This window comes from Mycobacterium malmoense (genome assembly GCF_019645855.1).
In the GTDB taxonomy this organism is placed as follows: domain Bacteria; phylum Actinomycetota; class Actinomycetes; order Mycobacteriales; family Mycobacteriaceae; genus Mycobacterium; species Mycobacterium malmoense.
In genome coordinates this window covers 3012244-3026902 of sequence record NZ_CP080999.1, presented here as the reverse complement: position 1 = coordinate 3026902, position 14659 = coordinate 3012244, and the positions used below count along the sequence as shown (strand labels likewise).

Sequence of the window (14659 nt, the reverse complement as noted above, 5' to 3'; positions counted from 1 at the left end):
CGACACCCGACTCTCGTGATCCTAATCACAAACCGCGGCGGTTGAACACATGCCGCAATGGTTTTGGCTCAAGCCGACCCGACGGCGTCGCTGAGCGAGGCGAATCCGCCGTCGCGCAACCGGCGGGCGATGCCGTCGTGAATGCGCTTGGGCCACAAGCCCCCGCCGTAGATGAAGCCGGTGTAGCCCTGCACCAGCGACGCGCCCGCGGTGATCCGCTCCCAGGCGTCGTCGGCGGTCTCGATGCCCCCGACACTGATCAGCACCAAGCGATCGCCGACCCGGCCGTAGAGCCGGCGCAGCACCTCGACGGCGCGGCGCGCCACCGGCGGCCCGGAGATGCCGCCGGCGCCCAGCTCGTCGGACCCCGGTGTGGCGAGGCCGTCGCGCGAGACCGTGGTGTTGGTCGCGACGATGCCGGCCAGGCCCAGCTCGACGGCCAGGTCCGCGACGGCGTCGATGTCGGTATCGGAGAGGTCGGGCGCGATCTTGACCAGCACCGGTGTTGATGTCGCCGCGGCTTCGGAGAGGACGCCCTCGAGGATGGGGCGCAACGAGTCGACCGCCTGCAGGTCGCGCAGCCCCGGCGTGTTCGGCGAGCTGACGTTGACCACCAGGTAGGCGGCCAGCGGGCCGACCAGCCGGGCGCTCGTCCGGTAGTCGCCGACGGCGTCCGCGGCCGGGGTTGTCTTCGTCTTGCCGATGTTGACCCCGATCGGTATGTCGGGTCGATGGCGCGCGAGCCGGATCGCCAGCGCGCCGGCGCCGAGATTGTTGAACCCCATCCGGTTCAGCAGGGCCCGGTCGGCGGGCAGCCGGAAGATCCGCGGCGCCGGGTTGCCGGGCTGCGGGCGGGCGGTGACGGTCCCGATCTCGGCATACCCGAAACCCAGCGCACCCCATGCGTGCAGCCCCGTGCCGTCCTTGTCGAAGCCGGCGGCCAGCCCGAGCGGTCCCGGGAAGCGCACCCCAAACACGGTGCTGGCCAGTGCCGGATCGGTCGGGCCGAGCAGCCGGTGCAGCAGCCGGCGCGCCACGCCGACGGCCGTGACGCCGCGCAGAACCGCGAAAACCAGCGTGTGGATGCGCTCGGCCGGGACCGCAAACAGCAGCCGGCGCGCGAGCCGGTACATCACAGTTGGGGCTGGTCGGGCCGCTGGTCGTCGAGACGAGATTTCTTGCGCCGCAACAAAACCCGCCTACTGCCGTCGGTATAGAGCCGCACCCGCGTCAGTTCCCAGCCACGGTATTCGGCCTCGATGGACAGCCGGGTGGACGCGCTGAGGCGAGTCACTTCCGGCGGCAGTCGCAGCGGCACCCACTCGTATTCGTCGGACATCTCGGTGTCCCAGCCCGCGGGCAGCCGGCTTCGCCGCGCCGTCGGCCGGCCGTTCAACGGGTGCCCCCCGCGCGCTCGATGATCTGGACGCCCGCACCCGATCCCGACACCACGTACAAGGTGTCCGACGCTTCGTCAAAGGCCAACGAGTCGGGTTGCTGCACGGTTGGGTATCGCACCCTTTCGACGGGGATTCCGGTTGACAGATCGTAACCAATGACCATATTCGACGCGGTTTGGGACACCCAGGCCAACGCGCGGGAGCCGGCCAGGCCGTACGGGGCCCCTCGCACCGGGTAGGCCTGACGCAAGATCAGCGGGTCGATTCCGTACACCAGCAGTTGGCCGCCGCGGGTGTCGGCGACCAAGACCAGTCCCGGCGGATCGGCGACCATGGTGGTCGCGCCCTCGCCGGCCCGCAGCGCCTGCTCGACGCGGCCGTCGGCGCCGATCGTCGTCACCGAGGTCTGTCCCCGGTCCAGGACTACCGTTGTATTTCCTTGTGTTGCAAGGGAATCAACGCGCGCGAAGATCTTGTTCCGGCTGGTGACGGTCGCGGTGCCGGCGCCGGGTGCCTGGGGGGCAAGGGTGTAGACGGCGCCGTCGGCACTGCCCAGCACCAGCCTGCCGTCGGCGCGTCGCGCGATGGCGGTGAACTCGGCGTCCCGGGCCTCGGCGACCGTCACTTGTGCCGCGCGGCCGGTGGACAGGTCGACCGAGAAGTAGCCGCCGCGGGCCGCCAGGTAGGCCGTGCCACGGCCGTCGCCGGTCAGCGCGGTCGCCGGTCCCGGCAGGATGACGACGCGTGGTGCTTCGTGCGGGTCCCCGAACATGGCGACGCTGGCGGGCGCCGCCGGATCGGGGCCGGGGACCAGGACGGCCAGTTGGCGGGTGCCGCCGTCGAAGACCGCCGCCGCGGCCCGGCCGGCCAGCGGTCGCACCGCGCCGGCCGGATTCTGCGACACCGGCGGCGACTGGGCCGCCCGCGCCGGTTCGATGGTGGGCGGTGCCGTTTGGAGCGGGTTCGAAGAACAACCGGCCATCAACGTCGGCAAAAGCAGCAGGCCAACGAAACGGCGTCGAACTGTGAGTTTGTCTGCCCTACGCCGTCGCAGCAATTATTTTCCCTCGCGTAACGAACATGAAAGCCACATTTTAGGGAACGGTTTCGCATCCAATATGGTCATGTTGCCTGCATCCGGTCGTGCTGCAGAGGTATGGTCGCGTCATGACCGTCACCGCCGACCGGCATATCGCGGCTGGAGAGTTTGCTGTCGAGGACATATCGACAGGAATCTTCGCCAGCGGGTACGGACAAGTCGGTGATGGCCGCAGTTTTTCCTTCCACATTGAGCGCCGGTCGCTCGTCGTCGAAGTTTACCGGCCGCGGCTGGTCGGGCCCGTTCCCCAGGCCGAGGACGTAGTGGCCAGGGCGGTCCGCAGCCTGGTCGACATCGACCTCACCGACGAGCGCAGCCTGACCGCCGCGGTCCGCGACTCGGTCGCGCACGCGGCACCGGTTTCCCGCTAGCAGTGGCGATCGCAAGCGCGGCGTAGCCGGGCGTTGGGGGGACCGCCCGCTTGCGGGGGACGGGTCGCCACCATTGGGCTAGTCACGCCCCGTAGGGCCACCCGCAACCGGGTACGGTCGTCGTCGTGACCGTCATCCTGTTACGGCACGGCCGCTCCACGTCGAACACCGCGGGCATTCTGGCCGGCCGCTCCGAGGGCGTCGACCTCGACGACAAGGGCCGCGAGCAAGCCGCCGGCCTGATCGATCGGATCGGCGACCTGTCGATTCGGGCGGTGGTCAGTTCGCCGCTGCTGCGGTGCCGGCGCACCGTCGAGCCGCTCGCCGAGGCGCTGTGCCTCGAGCCGCTGATCGACGACCGGCTCGCCGAGGTGGACTACGGGGAATGGACGGGCCGCAAAATCGGCGAATTGGCGAAGGAGCCGTTGTGGCGGGTGGTCCAGGCCCATCCCAGCGCGGCCGTGTTCCCCGGCGGGGAGGGTCTGGCGCAGGTGCAGGCGCGCGCGGTGGCCGCCGTCCGCGAACACGACCGGCGGCTGGGCTTAGAACATGGCGGCGACGCGCTGTGGGTGGCTTGTAGTCATGGTGACGTCATCAAGGCCGTCGTCGCCGACGCCTACGGCATGCACCTGGACGGGTTCCAGCGCGTCACGGCCGACCCGGGATCGGTGAGCGTCATCCGCTACACCGCGCTGCGGCCGTTCGTGTTGCACGTCAACCACACCGGTGCGCGGCTGGCCGCCGCATTGCGGGCCGGGCCCCCGCCCAAGAACGAGCCGGAGCGTGACGGGGCGCCGTCGACCGACGCGGTGGTCGGCGGCTCCACGAATTAATTCCGCTTCATCCGGCTGGGGCGCGGCAATCGAATCGCACGGCGACGGCAACAGCCGGTATTTTGGAGGTGCCATGGCCCGCGCAATTCATGTCTTCCGCACGCCCGACCGCTTCGTGGCCGGCACCGTTGGCCAGCCCGGAAATCGTACCTTCTACATCCAGGCGGTGGGCGATTCCCGAGTGGTGTCAGTGGTATTGGAGAAGCAACAGGTCGCGGTGCTGGCCGAGCGCATCGGTGCGCTGCTGCTCGAGGTGAATCGCAGGTTCGGCACACCGGTTCCGCCGGAGCCCACCGAGGTCGACGACCTGAGTCCGTTGATCACGCCGGTCGACGCGGAGTTCCGGGTCGGGACCATGGGCCTGGGCTGGGATTCGGAGGCCCAGACCGTGGTGGTCGAATTGTTGGCCGTCACCGACGCCGAGTTCGACGCCTCGGTGGTGCTCGACGACACCGAGGAGGGGCCCGACGCGGTGCGGGTGTTCTTGACGCCGGAGTCGGCGCGGCAGTTCGCCACTCGCTCCAATCGCGTCATCTCGGCCGGGCGTCCGCCGTGCCCGCTGTGCGACGAACCGTTGGACCCGGAGGGCCACATCTGCGCGCGCGCCAACGGTTATAAGCGCAGCGCGCTACTCGGGCCTGACGATGAATCCCGGGAATAACGAGCGTCACGAACGCCAGGTGTTGCGGGACGGCGAGCTGACGGTCCTCGGACGCATCCGCTCGGCCAGCAACGCCACCTTCCTGTGCGAGGCGACGCTCGGCGAGTGCAGCGTGCACTGCGTCTACAAGCCGGTCTCCGGTGAGGCGCCGCTGTGGGATTTTCCCGACGGAACCCTGGCCGGCCGCGAACTCGCCGCCTACTTGGTGTCGGCGCGGTTGGGGTGGAACATCGTGCCCTACACGGTGATTCGTCACGGGCCGGCGGGCCCGGGCATGCTGCAGCTGTGGGTGGGGCAGCCCGGCGACACCGCCGATTCCGATCCCCGGCCGGGGCCCGAGTTGGTGGACCTGTTTCCCGCCAACACCGTGCAGGCGGGTTATCTGCCGGTGCTGCGGGCCTACGACTACGCCGGTGACGAGGTCGTCCTGATGCACGCCGACGACATCCGCTTGTGGCGGATGGCGGTGTTCGACGTGCTGATCAACAACGCCGACCGCAAGGGCGGCCACGTCCTGCGCGACATCGAGGGCCACATCTACGGCGTCGACCACGGGGTGTGCCTGCATGTGGAGAACAAGCTGCGCACGGTGCTGTGGGGCTGGGCGGGCAAGCCGGTCGACTACCAGACCCTGGAGGCCGTCGCCGGGCTCGCCGAGGCTCTTGGCGGTTCGCTCGGCGATGAACTGGCCGGGCACATCACCCGTGCGGAAATCGCCGCGCTGCGCGGCCGCGCCCTCGCGCTGCTGGACAACCCGGTCATGCCCGGGCCCAACCGGCACCGCCCCATTCCGTGGCCGGCGTTCTAGGGTGAGCTTCGCCGTCGGCGATACTGAACCGGTGAACCCGGCCGCCCATGAGATGACTGATGCCGCACTGGCCGCCGATCTCGCCGCGGAGGCGGGGGAGTTGCTGCTGAAAGTGCGCGAGGAGGTCGGTTTCGGTCATCCCTGGGCTTTGGGCGACGCGGGTGACAGCCTGGCAAACGCGCTGATCTTGCGACGGTTGCACGCCGAGCGGCCCGACGACGCGGTGCTCAGCGAGGAGGCGCACGACGATCTGGTCCGGCTGAGACGCGACCGGGTGTGGATCGTCGACCCGTTGGACGGCACCCGCGAGTTCTCCACTGCCGGACGCGACGACTGGGCGGTTCACATCGCGTTGTGGCAGCGTCCCACCGGCGGCCAGCGCGAAATCACCGATGCCGCAGTGGCATTGCCGGCCCGCGGGAACATGGTGTACCGCAGCGACACGGTGACAGCCGCCCGCGCGCGTGTCGGCATTCCCCACACCTTCCGGATTGCCGTCAGCGCCACTCGCCCGCCCGCCGTGCTGCACCGCATGCGCCAGACGCTGTCCATCCAACCCGTGGCGATCGGCTCGGCCGGCGCCAAAGCGATGGCCCTCATCGACGGCGACGTCGACGCCTATGTGCATGCCGGTGGCCAGTGGGAATGGGATTCGGCGGCGCCGGCCGGGGTGGTGATGGCCGCCGGCATGCACGCGTCGCGGTTGGACGGGTCGCCGTTGCGCTACAACCAGCCCGACCCCTACCTGCCCGACTTCCTGATGTGTCGCGCCGAGGTGGCGCCGGTCCTGCTCGGTGCCATCCGCGAGGCGTGAGGCTAGCTGTTCGCTGGGCCATCGAGACTTTTGCTGGCGCCATCGAGACTGCGGTGGTAGCGGCATCCGAGGCCTCAACGCTAGCTGTGGACGCAGGCTCGATGCCACCAGCGCAGACTCGGCGTCAGCGGCGTCTGGTCACAACCCCCGACGAACTTGCGGGCCAGACCGCTAGCACCTGGGTTAGCACCGGACGCACCGCTGGTCAATTGTGTCGCATTGGTCGCAGGTGCCACACCAGTCTCTGGACCAGCGGACATGCGATGTGTCCACCTCAGCGCGACAACGTCGCCGCGCGACAGGCCTACCGTGCGGGTTGTCGCGCTGAGGTGGGCACATCGGGTGCCCCTCCTCCCGGGGAGGCCAATGGGGCCGATGTGACAAGGCGCGGCCCGCCGCGCGGGCCGCATCGTCAGCGCGCTCTGCCTGATTGCCCGCCTCCTCCTCGGCCCGCCGCGCGGGCCGCATCGTCAGCGCGCCTAAAGTCGAGGGCATGCAGGCGTGGCCCCCCGCACAGGTTCCGGTGTTGCCGGGACGCGGGCCAGAGCTACGGCTCTACGACACCTCCGACCGGCAAGTGCGCCCGGTGGCGGCCGGAACCAAAGCCACCATGTACGTCTGCGGCATCACGCCTTATGACGCCACCCATCTGGGCCACGCGGCCACCTATCTGGCGTTCGACCTGGTCCATCGGCAATGGCTGGACCTGGGTCACGACGTGCACTACGTGCAGAACGTCACCGACGTCGACGATCCGCTGTTGGAGCGCGCCGAACGCGACGGCGTGGACTGGCGAGAACTCGGCGAGCGCGAGGTCGCCCTTTTCCGCCAGGACATGGCGGCGCTGCGGATACTGCCGCCACGCGAATACGTCGGGGCGACCGAGGCGATTCCCGAAGTCATCGAGCTCGTCGAGAAAATGCTGGCGTCGGGCGCGGCGTACGTCCTCGATGACGAATACCCGGACGTCTACTACCGGGCGGACGCCACGCCGCAGTTCGGCTACGAGTCCGGCTATGACCGAGACACCATGCTGCGGCTGTCCGCCGAGCGCGGCGGTGACCCGCGCCGCGCCGGCAAGACCGACGAGCTCGACGCCCTGCTGTGGCGGGCCGCGCGGCCGGGGGAGCCCAGTTGGCCGTCACCGTTCGGCGCCGGCCGGCCCGGATGGCACGTCGAGTGCGCGGCGATCGCGCTCAGCCGCATCGGCAGCGGCCTGGACATCCAGGGCGGGGGCAGCGACCTGATCTTCCCGCATCACGAATTCACCGCCGCGCACGCCGAATGCGTCCGCGGCGAACGCCGCTTCGCCCGGCACTACGTGCACGCCGGGATGATCGGCTGGGACGGACACAAGATGTCCAAGAGCCGCGGCAACCTGGTGCTGGTGTCGACGTTGCGCGCGCAGGGCGTCGAGCCGACGGCCATCCGGTTGGGGCTGCTGGCCGGCCACTACCGCGCGGACCGGTTTTGGGACCAGCACGTGCTCGACGAGGCAACCGCCCGGCTGCAGCGTTGGCGCACGGCGACCGCGCTGCCCGCCGGCCCGGACGTCGCCGACGTCATCGCCCGGGTGCGCCGGTATCTGGCCGACGATCTCGACACTCCGAAATCCCTTGCTGCACTTGATGGTTGGGTCGCCGACGCGCTGGAGTACGGCGGCCACGACGCCGATGCGCCCAAGCGGGTGGCGACCGCGATCGATGCGCTACTCGGGGTGGATCTGTGATGACGTCGCTGCAGGGCAAAGTCGTGTTCATCACCGGCGGCGCACGGGGCATCGGGGCCGAGGTCGCCCGTCGGCTGCGCAACAAGGGCGCCAACCTGGTCCTGACCGACCTCGACGAAGCCGAGCTGGCCGAGCTGGCCGCCGAACTCGGCGAAGACCGGGTGCAGACCGCGGTCGCCGACGTGCGCGACCTGCCCGCCATGCAGGCCGCGGCCGCCCGGGCCGTCGAACGCTTCGGCGGCATCGACGTCGTCGTCGCCAACGCCGGCATCGCCAGCTACGGGTCGGTGCTGCAGGTCGATCCCGAGGCGTTCAAGCGGGTGTTGGACGTCAACGTGCTCGGCGTCTTTCACACCGTGCGCGCCACGCTGCCGGCGGTGATCGACCGCCGCGGTTATGTGCTGATCGTCTCGTCGCTGGCGGCCTACACGGCGGCCCCGGGCTGGGCGGCGTACAACGCGTCGAAGGCCGGCGTCGAGATCCTCGCCAACGCGCTGCGATTGGAGGTCGGCCACCTTCGGGTCAGCGTCGGCTCCGCGCACATGTCCTGGATCGACACCGCCCTGGTCCGCGACACCAAGACCGACCTGCCCGCGTTCGGCGAACTGCTCGCCAGGTTTCCCTGGCCGTTGAACAAGACCACCACCGTCGACCGGTGCGCCGACGCGTTCGTCAAGGGTATCGAGCGCCGCGCGGACCGCATCTACTGCCCGCGCTGGGTCGGCCTGTTCCGCTGGCTCAAGCCGGTGCTGTCCACGACGGTGGGCGAACTTCCGCTGCGCAAGGCCACCGCCGAGCTGTTGCCCCGGCTGGACGCCGAAGTCGCCGCGCTCGGGCGGTCGATGTCCGCGTCCAACGTCGAGTTGTCGCGGCAAAACCGCGGTTTTCCGCCCCAGCCCCACTAGTTGAGGTTCACCGCAGAAGTTATTTGCGCCGCCGGCGCAAATAACGTTCAAATTCCGCGGCCAGCGCGTCGCCGTCGATCTTGCCCAGGGCTTCGTTCATGTCGACCTCGGCGTCGCCGCGCTGCTCCAGCGACTGCACGTATTCGGCCAGGTCCTCGTCTTCGGCGGTCATCTCGGTGATCGCCTGCTCCCACTCCTCGGCCTGGGTCGGCAGGTCACCCAGCGGGACCTCGACGTCGAGCACGTCTTCGACGCGGCGCAGCAGCGCCACCGTCGCCTTCGGGTTCGGCGGGCTCGACACGTAGTGCGGCACGGCCGCCCAGAACGTCACCGCCGGGATCCCGGCGGCCACGCAGGCGTCCTGGAACACCCCGGCGATCCCCGTCGGGCCCTCGTAGCGGGTTTCCTCGAGGCCGAAACGCTTCGCCGACTCGGGGGAGTAGGCCGCGCCCGAGACCGGCACCGGCCGGGTATGCGGCGTGTCGGCCAGCAGGGCCCCGAGGATCACGACGGTGTCGACGTTGAGCTTGTCGGCGATGGCGACCAACTCGGCGCAGAAGGTGCGCCAGCGCATGTTGGGCTCCACCCCGTGCATCAACACGACGTCGCGGTCGCTGCCCGGCGGCCGGCAGTGTGATATCCGCATCGCCGGCCATACCAGCTCGCGGGTGACCCCATCGACCTGCCGGATGACGGGCCGATTCACCTGGTAGTCGTAGTACGCCTCGTCGTCGATCTCCACGATCGGATCGGCTTCCCAGATGGTCTCGAGGTGCTCGAGCGCATCGCTGGCCGCGTCACCGGCATCGTTCCAGCCCTCGAACGCCGCCACGACGACGGTGTTGTGCAGTTCGGGCAGCGCGCTCACAGAATCAGCGTACGACCTACCGGAGACGGTCCTGCGCAGATGCTTCAAGCCGCCTGCCGCAGACCTGTCAACCGCTGGGCTCTTTGCATAGAGCCACTATCCTTGTGGGGTGACTGCCCCAAACGAACACCGGTACGACACCGACCTCCTCGACACTTTGGCGCAGCGTGTGGTGGTCGGCGACGGCGCGATGGGCACCCAGTTACAGGCCGCCGACCTTACGCTTGACGACTTCCGCGGCCTGGAGGGCTGCAACGAGATCCTCAACGAGACACGCCCGGACGTGCTGGAAACCATCCACCGCGCGTACTTCGAGGCCGGCGCCGACGCGGTGGAGACCAACACCTTCGGCTGCAACCTGTCCAACCTCGGCGACTACGACATCGCCGACAGGATTCGGGACCTGTCGGAAAAGGGCACCGCGATCGCGCGCCGGGTCGCCGACGAGCTGGCTGGCTCGGGTTCGGGCCCCGGCCACAGGCGCTACGTGCTGGGGTCGATGGGGCCCGGCACCAAGCTGCCCACCCTCGGCCACACCGAGTACCGGCTCATCCGCGATGCCTACACCGAGGCCGCGCTCGGCATGCTGGACGGCGGCGCCGACGCCATCCTGGTGGAGACCTGCCAGGACCTGCTGCAGCTGAAGGCAGCGGTGCTGGGATCGCGGCGCGCGATGGCGCGGGCCGGTCGGCACATCCCGGTCTTTGCCCACGTCACCGTGGAGACCACCGGCACCATGCTGCTCGGCAGCGAGATCGGCGCGGCGCTGACGGCCGTCGAGCCGCTCGGCGTCGACATGATCGGTCTGAACTGCGCGACGGGACCCGCCGAGATGAGCGAGCATCTGCGCTACCTGTCCCGGCACGCCCGCATCCCCGTGTCGGTGATGCCCAACGCCGGGCTGCCGGTGCTGGGCGCGCGCGGCGCCGAATACCCGCTGCAGCCCGACGAATTGGCCGAGGCGCTGGCCGGTTTCATCGCCGAGTTCGGCCTGTCGCTGGTCGGCGGCTGCTGCGGCACCACCCCCGAACACATCCGGCAGGTGGCCGCCGCCGTGACCGGTCCCGGGCATCCTGAGCGCCCCGAGCGCCACGTGACCTACGAGCCGGCGGTGTCCTCGCTGTACACCGCCGTGCCGTTCAAGCAGGAAGCCTCGGTGCTGGTGATCGGGGAGCGCACAAACGCCAACGGCTCCAAGGCTTTCCGTGAGGCGATGATCGCCGAGGACTACCAGCGCTGCCTCGACATCGCCAAGGACCAGACCCGCGACGGCGCGCATCTGCTGGACCTGTGTGTCGACTACGTGGGCCGCGACGGCGCGGCCGACATGACGGCGCTGGCCAGCCGGCTGGCGACAGCGTCGACCTTGCCGATCATGCTGGACTCCACCGAAACCCCGGTGCTGCAAGCGGGTTTGGAGCACCTGGGTGGTCGCTGCGCCATCAACTCGGTGAACTACGAGGACGGCGACGGTCCGGAGTCGCGTTTTGCCAAGACCATGGAGCTGGTCGCCGAGCACGGCGCCGCGGTGGTCGCGCTCACCATCGACGAGGAGGGCCAGGCCCGTACCGTCGAGAAGAAGGTCGAGATCGCCGAGCGGCTGATCAACGACATCACCGGCAACTGGGGGGTCGACGAATCTTCCATTCTCATCGACTGTTTGACGTTCACCATCGCCACCGGCCAGGAAGAGTCGCGCAAGGACGGCATCGAGACCATCGAGGCGATTCGCGAGCTGAAGAAACGCCACCCCGACGTGCAGACCACGCTCGGGCTATCCAACATCTCGTTCGGTCTCAATCCCGCCGCGCGCCAGGTGCTCAACTCGGTGTTCCTGCACGAATGCCAGGAGGCCGGTCTGGATTCGGCGATTGTGCACGCGTCGAAGATCCTGCCCATCAACCGGATTCCGGAAGAGCAGCGCGAGGTGGCGCTGGACCTGGTCTATGACCGCCGCCGCGAGGGATATGACCCGCTGCAGGAGCTGATGCGGCTCTTCGAGGGCGTGTCGGCGGCATCGTCGAAGGAATCCCGCGCGGCGGAACTGGCGAAGCTGCCGCTCTTCGAGCGGCTGGCCCAGCGCATCGTCGACGGCGAGCGCAACGGCCTGGAGGCCGACCTCGACGAGGCCATGACCCAAAAGCCGCCGCTGGCGATCATCAACGAGAACCTGCTGGCCGGCATGAAGACGGTCGGCGAGCTGTTCGGCTCCGGGCAGATGCAGCTGCCGTTCGTGCTGCAGTCGGCCGAGGTGATGAAAACCGCTGTGGCGTACCTGGAACCGCACATGGAAAAGTCCGACGACGATTCGGGCAAGGGCCGCATCGTGCTGGCCACCGTCAAGGGCGACGTGCACGACATCGGCAAGAATTTGGTCGACATCATCTTGAGCAACAACGGCTACGAGGTGGTCAACATCGGCATCAAGCAGCCGATCACCAACATTCTCGAAGTGGCCGAGGACAAGAGCGCCGACGTGGTCGGGATGTCGGGCCTGCTGGTGAAGTCCACCGTGGTGATGAAGGAAAACCTCGAGGAGATGAACACCCGCGGCGTGGCGGAGAGGTTCCCGGTGCTGCTCGGCGGCGCGGCGCTGACCCGCAGCTACGTGGAGAACGACCTGGCCGACATCTACGACGGCGAAGTCCATTACGCGCGAGACGCTTTCGAGGGCCTGAAGCTGATGGACACCATCATGAGCGCCAAGCGGGGCGAGGCGCCGGCACCGGGGAGCCCCGAGGCCTTGGAGGCTGTTAAGGCCCGCGAGAAGGAGGCCGAGCGCAAGGCCCGCCACGAGCGGTCCAAGCGGATCGCGGAGCAGCGCAAGGCGGTAGAGGAGCCGGTCGTGGTGCCCGAACGCTCCGACGTCGCCGCCGACGTCGAGGTTCCCGTCCCGCCGTTCTGGGGATCGCGGATCGTCAAGGGGCTGGCGCTGGCCGACTACACCGGCATGCTGGACGAGCGCGCATTGTTCCTGGGGCAGTGGGGTTTACGCGGTGTGCGCGGGGGAGAGGGGCCGGCGTACGAGGATTTGGTGGAGACCGAGGGGCGGCCACGGCTGCGGTACTGGCTGGACCGGTTGTCCACCGACGGCATCCTGGCGCACGCCGCGGTGGTGTACGGCTACTTCCCGGCGGTGTCCGAGGGCGACGACGTCGTGGTGCTCACCGAGCCCACACCCGATGCGCCGCAGCGGTATCGGTTCACCTTCCCGCGCCAGCAGCGTGGGCGGTTCCTGTGCATCGCCGACTTCATCCGCTCGCGGGACCTGGCCCGCGAGCGGGGCCAAGTTGACGTGTTGCCGTTCCAGTTGGTGACGATGGGCCAGCCGATCGCCGACTTCGCCAACGAGCTGTTCGCGTCGAATTCCTACCGCGACTACCTCGAGGTGCACGGCATCGGCGTGCAGCTGACCGAGGCGCTGGCCGAGTACTGGCACAAACGCATTCGCGAGGAGCTCAAGTTCTCCGGGGATCGGGCGATGTCGGCCGAGGACCCCGAGACGGTCGAAGACTATTTCAAGCTCGGCTACCGGGGCGCCCGTTTCGCGTTCGGCTACGGCGCGTGCCCGGACCTGGAGGACCGGGCGAAGATGATGGAGCTGCTGGAGCCCGAACGCATCGGCGTGACGCTGTCGGAGGAGTTCCAGCTGCATCCCGAGCAGTCGACCGACGCCTTCGTGCTGCACCATCCCGAGGCCAAGTACTTCAACGTCTAAGCATCCCACGTGCGGGGCAGCATCGGCTCTCGCGGGGCGTCGCCGAATTCGCTGCTATCCAGGTGGGTGAGTCCTTTCGCTTGCGCCGCAGCCGATTTCGGGAGCGTTCCGGCGAACCCGAGCGTCTCCGAACCGTGTTGCGAGGCGGCGAGGTGCTCAGCCGCCGGCAGGTCGGCCGACGACGTCGTGCGCCCGTCGTCTTCCAGGTACTCGAAGCGGTGCTTTCGGACGTGCTGGCGTGCCCTGGCGGCTCGCTTCACCCTGGCCAGGTCGCTGTCCGCCGGGACTTTGGCGGCGGTCGCGGCGATGCCCGCGCTGATGGCGGCGGCGGCCTTGATCCTGGACGTCGGGGTGGACCCCTCGCCGTCGGGGCCACCGCCGACCACGTAAAAGCCCTCGGCGACACCGGAGCCGGCGGTCGTGGGCGACGCCGACGCCGTGGACGCCGCCGGCGCGCCGGCCGGTGCGGCAGCGGGCGCGGCGGGACCGGCGCCCGTCAGTGTGACCACGGTGGTCGCGGGCCAACTCCGGTGGTCGGGCGCACTGGAACCCACGACCACCGGTGCCGAGCCGGCCAGCGCGCCAACCCCGGCGATGCCGGCCAGTCCGACCAGCCCCACCGGCGACGCGAGCGCGGCCAGCAGCGGGGTGAATGGACCGAAATAGATCAAGGGATCCAGCACCGAGTAGGCGAGGATCGTGAAGACCTGGGTGGACACCAGGGAGATCAGCGCGTCCAGCACCTGGACGACGAGACCACCGAGCGGTCCGGGCAGTATTTGCGCGGCCAGGCTTTGCAGGCCGTTGAGGAAATCGGTGAGCAGCTGAAGGATCAACCCGGTGGGGTCGGGGAAGGCGCTACCGGCGGCGGAAGTCGCGGCGGCGGTGAGGATGTGAGGCGCGGGTGACGTGGTGGGCGTCGCCGCGAGGCTCTCCTCGGCGACGCCCTGATAGCCGCTCATCGCGGCGGCGGCCTGAACCCACATGCGGCTGTAGTCGGCTTCGTTGAGCGCGATGGGGATCGTGTTGATGCCGAAGAAATTGGTGGCGACCAGAACGGCGTGCAGGGCATGGTTGGCCGCCAGCTCGGCGAGCGTCGGCATGCCGGCCAGCGCGGACGCATACCCGGCGGCCGCCGTCTCGTGCCCCGTCGCGGCGCCGGCGGCCGCCGCGCTCGCCTCACCCAGCCATAACAGGAAAGGCTGATGCGCCGCGACAAACCGCTCCGCGCTCGGCCCCTCCCACGCGGCGGCCTGGGCGGCGGCGAGAATTCCGGTGAGTTCCGTTGCGGCATAAGCATATTCGGCGGCAAGGGCTCGCCACGCCCCGGCCGTGCTCAAAAGTGGACCGGGACCGGGGCCGGTCGACAGCAGCGTCGAATGCACCTCCGGGGGCAGCGCGAACCAGATCGGGAAGGTCACGGTCGACCAGCTCCTTCGACAGCCTAATATAG

13 protein-coding genes are annotated in these 14659 nt (G+C 69.2%); 8 read left to right on the top strand and 5 right to left on the bottom strand.

What is annotated here, in order from left to right; translation table 11 throughout:
- Positions 1 to 68 precede the first annotated feature (68 nt).
- Genes K3U93_RS14030 through K3U93_RS14020 form a run of 3 tightly spaced genes read right to left on the bottom strand, consistent with a single transcriptional unit; the run spans position 69 to position 2382 of the window.
- The gene (locus K3U93_RS14030) at positions 69 to 1133 is read right to left on the bottom strand and encodes a quinone-dependent dihydroorotate dehydrogenase (RefSeq protein WP_071509901.1); all 1065 of its coding nucleotides are present in this window, start codon (positions 1131 to 1133) and stop codon (positions 69 to 71) included.
- Positions 1133 to 1339: a DUF5703 family protein gene (locus K3U93_RS14025; protein WP_071509956.1), complete on the bottom strand. Its 207-nt coding sequence runs from the start codon at positions 1337 to 1339 to the stop codon at positions 1133 to 1135. Before K3U93_RS14025 ends, K3U93_RS14030 begins: the two co-directional genes overlap by 1 nt.
- Positions 1340 to 1392: 53 nt before the next feature.
- Entirely contained in the window at positions 1393 to 2382 is a 990-nt protein-coding gene (locus tag K3U93_RS14020; protein ID WP_071509902.1) for a YncE family protein, read from the bottom strand.
- 185 nt (positions 2383 to 2567) lie between these two features.
- Here K3U93_RS14020 and K3U93_RS14015 point away from each other — a divergent pair, with 185 nt between their 5' ends.
- The 7 genes from K3U93_RS14015 to K3U93_RS13985 all read left to right on the top strand — a co-directional run bounded on the left by K3U93_RS14015 (position 2568) and on the right by K3U93_RS13985 (position 8620).
- A complete protein-coding gene (locus tag K3U93_RS14015) occupies positions 2568 to 2870 on the top strand; it encodes a hypothetical protein (protein ID WP_071509903.1) in 303 nt (100 codons plus the stop codon).
- Between the two features lie 125 nt (positions 2871 to 2995).
- The gene (locus K3U93_RS14010; RefSeq protein ID WP_071509904.1) at positions 2996 to 3703 is read left to right on the top strand and encodes a histidine phosphatase family protein; all 708 of its coding nucleotides are present in this window, start codon (positions 2996 to 2998) and stop codon (positions 3701 to 3703) included.
- 73 nt (positions 3704 to 3776) lie between these two features.
- The gene (locus tag K3U93_RS14005) at positions 3777 to 4364 is read left to right on the top strand and encodes a DUF3090 domain-containing protein (protein ID WP_071509905.1); all 588 of its coding nucleotides are present in this window, start codon (positions 3777 to 3779) and stop codon (positions 4362 to 4364) included.
- Positions 4348 to 5172 carry an SCO1664 family protein gene (locus K3U93_RS14000; protein ID WP_338156872.1) on the top strand — a complete coding sequence of 275 codons (825 nt, stop codon included), beginning with the start codon at positions 4348 to 4350 and terminating at the stop codon, positions 5170 to 5172. Before K3U93_RS14005 ends, K3U93_RS14000 begins: the two co-directional genes overlap by 17 nt.
- A gap of 52 nt (positions 5173 to 5224) precedes the next feature.
- Positions 5225 to 5986, top strand: coding sequence for a 3'(2'),5'-bisphosphate nucleotidase CysQ (locus K3U93_RS13995; RefSeq protein WP_083011046.1), 762 nt, complete (start codon positions 5225 to 5227; stop codon positions 5984 to 5986).
- A gap of 493 nt (positions 5987 to 6479) precedes the next feature.
- Complete coding sequence (gene mshC, locus K3U93_RS13990; RefSeq protein WP_083011015.1) at positions 6480 to 7715, top strand: cysteine--1-D-myo-inosityl 2-amino-2-deoxy-alpha-D-glucopyranoside ligase; 1236 nt, start codon at positions 6480 to 6482, stop codon at positions 7713 to 7715.
- A complete protein-coding gene (locus K3U93_RS13985) occupies positions 7715 to 8620 on the top strand; it encodes an SDR family oxidoreductase (RefSeq protein WP_083011016.1) in 906 nt (301 codons plus the stop codon). The genes mshC and K3U93_RS13985 overlap by 1 nt, the downstream gene beginning before the upstream one ends.
- A gap of 19 nt (positions 8621 to 8639) precedes the next feature.
- On the opposite strand, the gene K3U93_RS13980 is transcribed toward K3U93_RS13985, so the two are convergent.
- A complete protein-coding gene (locus tag K3U93_RS13980) occupies positions 8640 to 9488 on the bottom strand; it encodes a PAC2 family protein (RefSeq protein WP_420915354.1) in 849 nt (282 codons plus the stop codon).
- 109 nt (positions 9489 to 9597) lie between these two features.
- On the opposite strand from K3U93_RS13980, the gene metH reads away from it, so the two are divergent.
- On the top strand, positions 9598 to 13206 hold the full coding sequence (metH, locus tag K3U93_RS13975; RefSeq protein ID WP_083011017.1) for a methionine synthase: 3609 nt from the start codon (positions 9598 to 9600) through the stop codon (positions 13204 to 13206).
- Here metH and K3U93_RS13970 read toward each other — a convergent pair.
- Complete coding sequence (locus tag K3U93_RS13970; RefSeq protein ID WP_071509909.1) at positions 13203 to 14627, bottom strand: PPE family protein; 1425 nt, start codon at positions 14625 to 14627, stop codon at positions 13203 to 13205. The genes metH and K3U93_RS13970 overlap by 4 nt on opposite strands.
- Between the last annotated feature and the right edge of the window lie 32 nt (positions 14628 to 14659).

Coding starts and splice junctions, on each gene's coding strand:
- K3U93_RS14030 (WP_071509901.1), bottom strand. CDS start 1,133: ATGTACCGGCTCGCGCGCCGGCTGCTGTTTGCGGTCCCGGCCGAGCGC.
- K3U93_RS14025 (WP_071509956.1), bottom strand. CDS start 1,339: ATGTCCGACGAATACGAGTGGGTGCCGCTGCGACTGCCGCCGGAAGTG.
- K3U93_RS14020 (WP_071509902.1), bottom strand. CDS start 2,382: ATGGCCGGTTGTTCTTCGAACCCGCTCCAAACGGCACCGCCCACCATC.
- K3U93_RS14015 (WP_071509903.1), top strand. CDS start 2,568: ATGACCGTCACCGCCGACCGGCATATCGCGGCTGGAGAGTTTGCTGTC.
- K3U93_RS14005 (WP_071509905.1), top strand. CDS start 3,777: ATGGCCCGCGCAATTCATGTCTTCCGCACGCCCGACCGCTTCGTGGCC.
- K3U93_RS14000 (WP_338156872.1), top strand. CDS start 4,348: ATGAATCCCGGGAATAACGAGCGTCACGAACGCCAGGTGTTGCGGGAC.
- K3U93_RS13995 (WP_083011046.1), top strand. CDS start 5,225: ATGACTGATGCCGCACTGGCCGCCGATCTCGCCGCGGAGGCGGGGGAG.
- mshC (WP_083011015.1), top strand. CDS start 6,480: ATGCAGGCGTGGCCCCCCGCACAGGTTCCGGTGTTGCCGGGACGCGGG.
- K3U93_RS13985 (WP_083011016.1), top strand. CDS start 7,715: ATGACGTCGCTGCAGGGCAAAGTCGTGTTCATCACCGGCGGCGCACGG.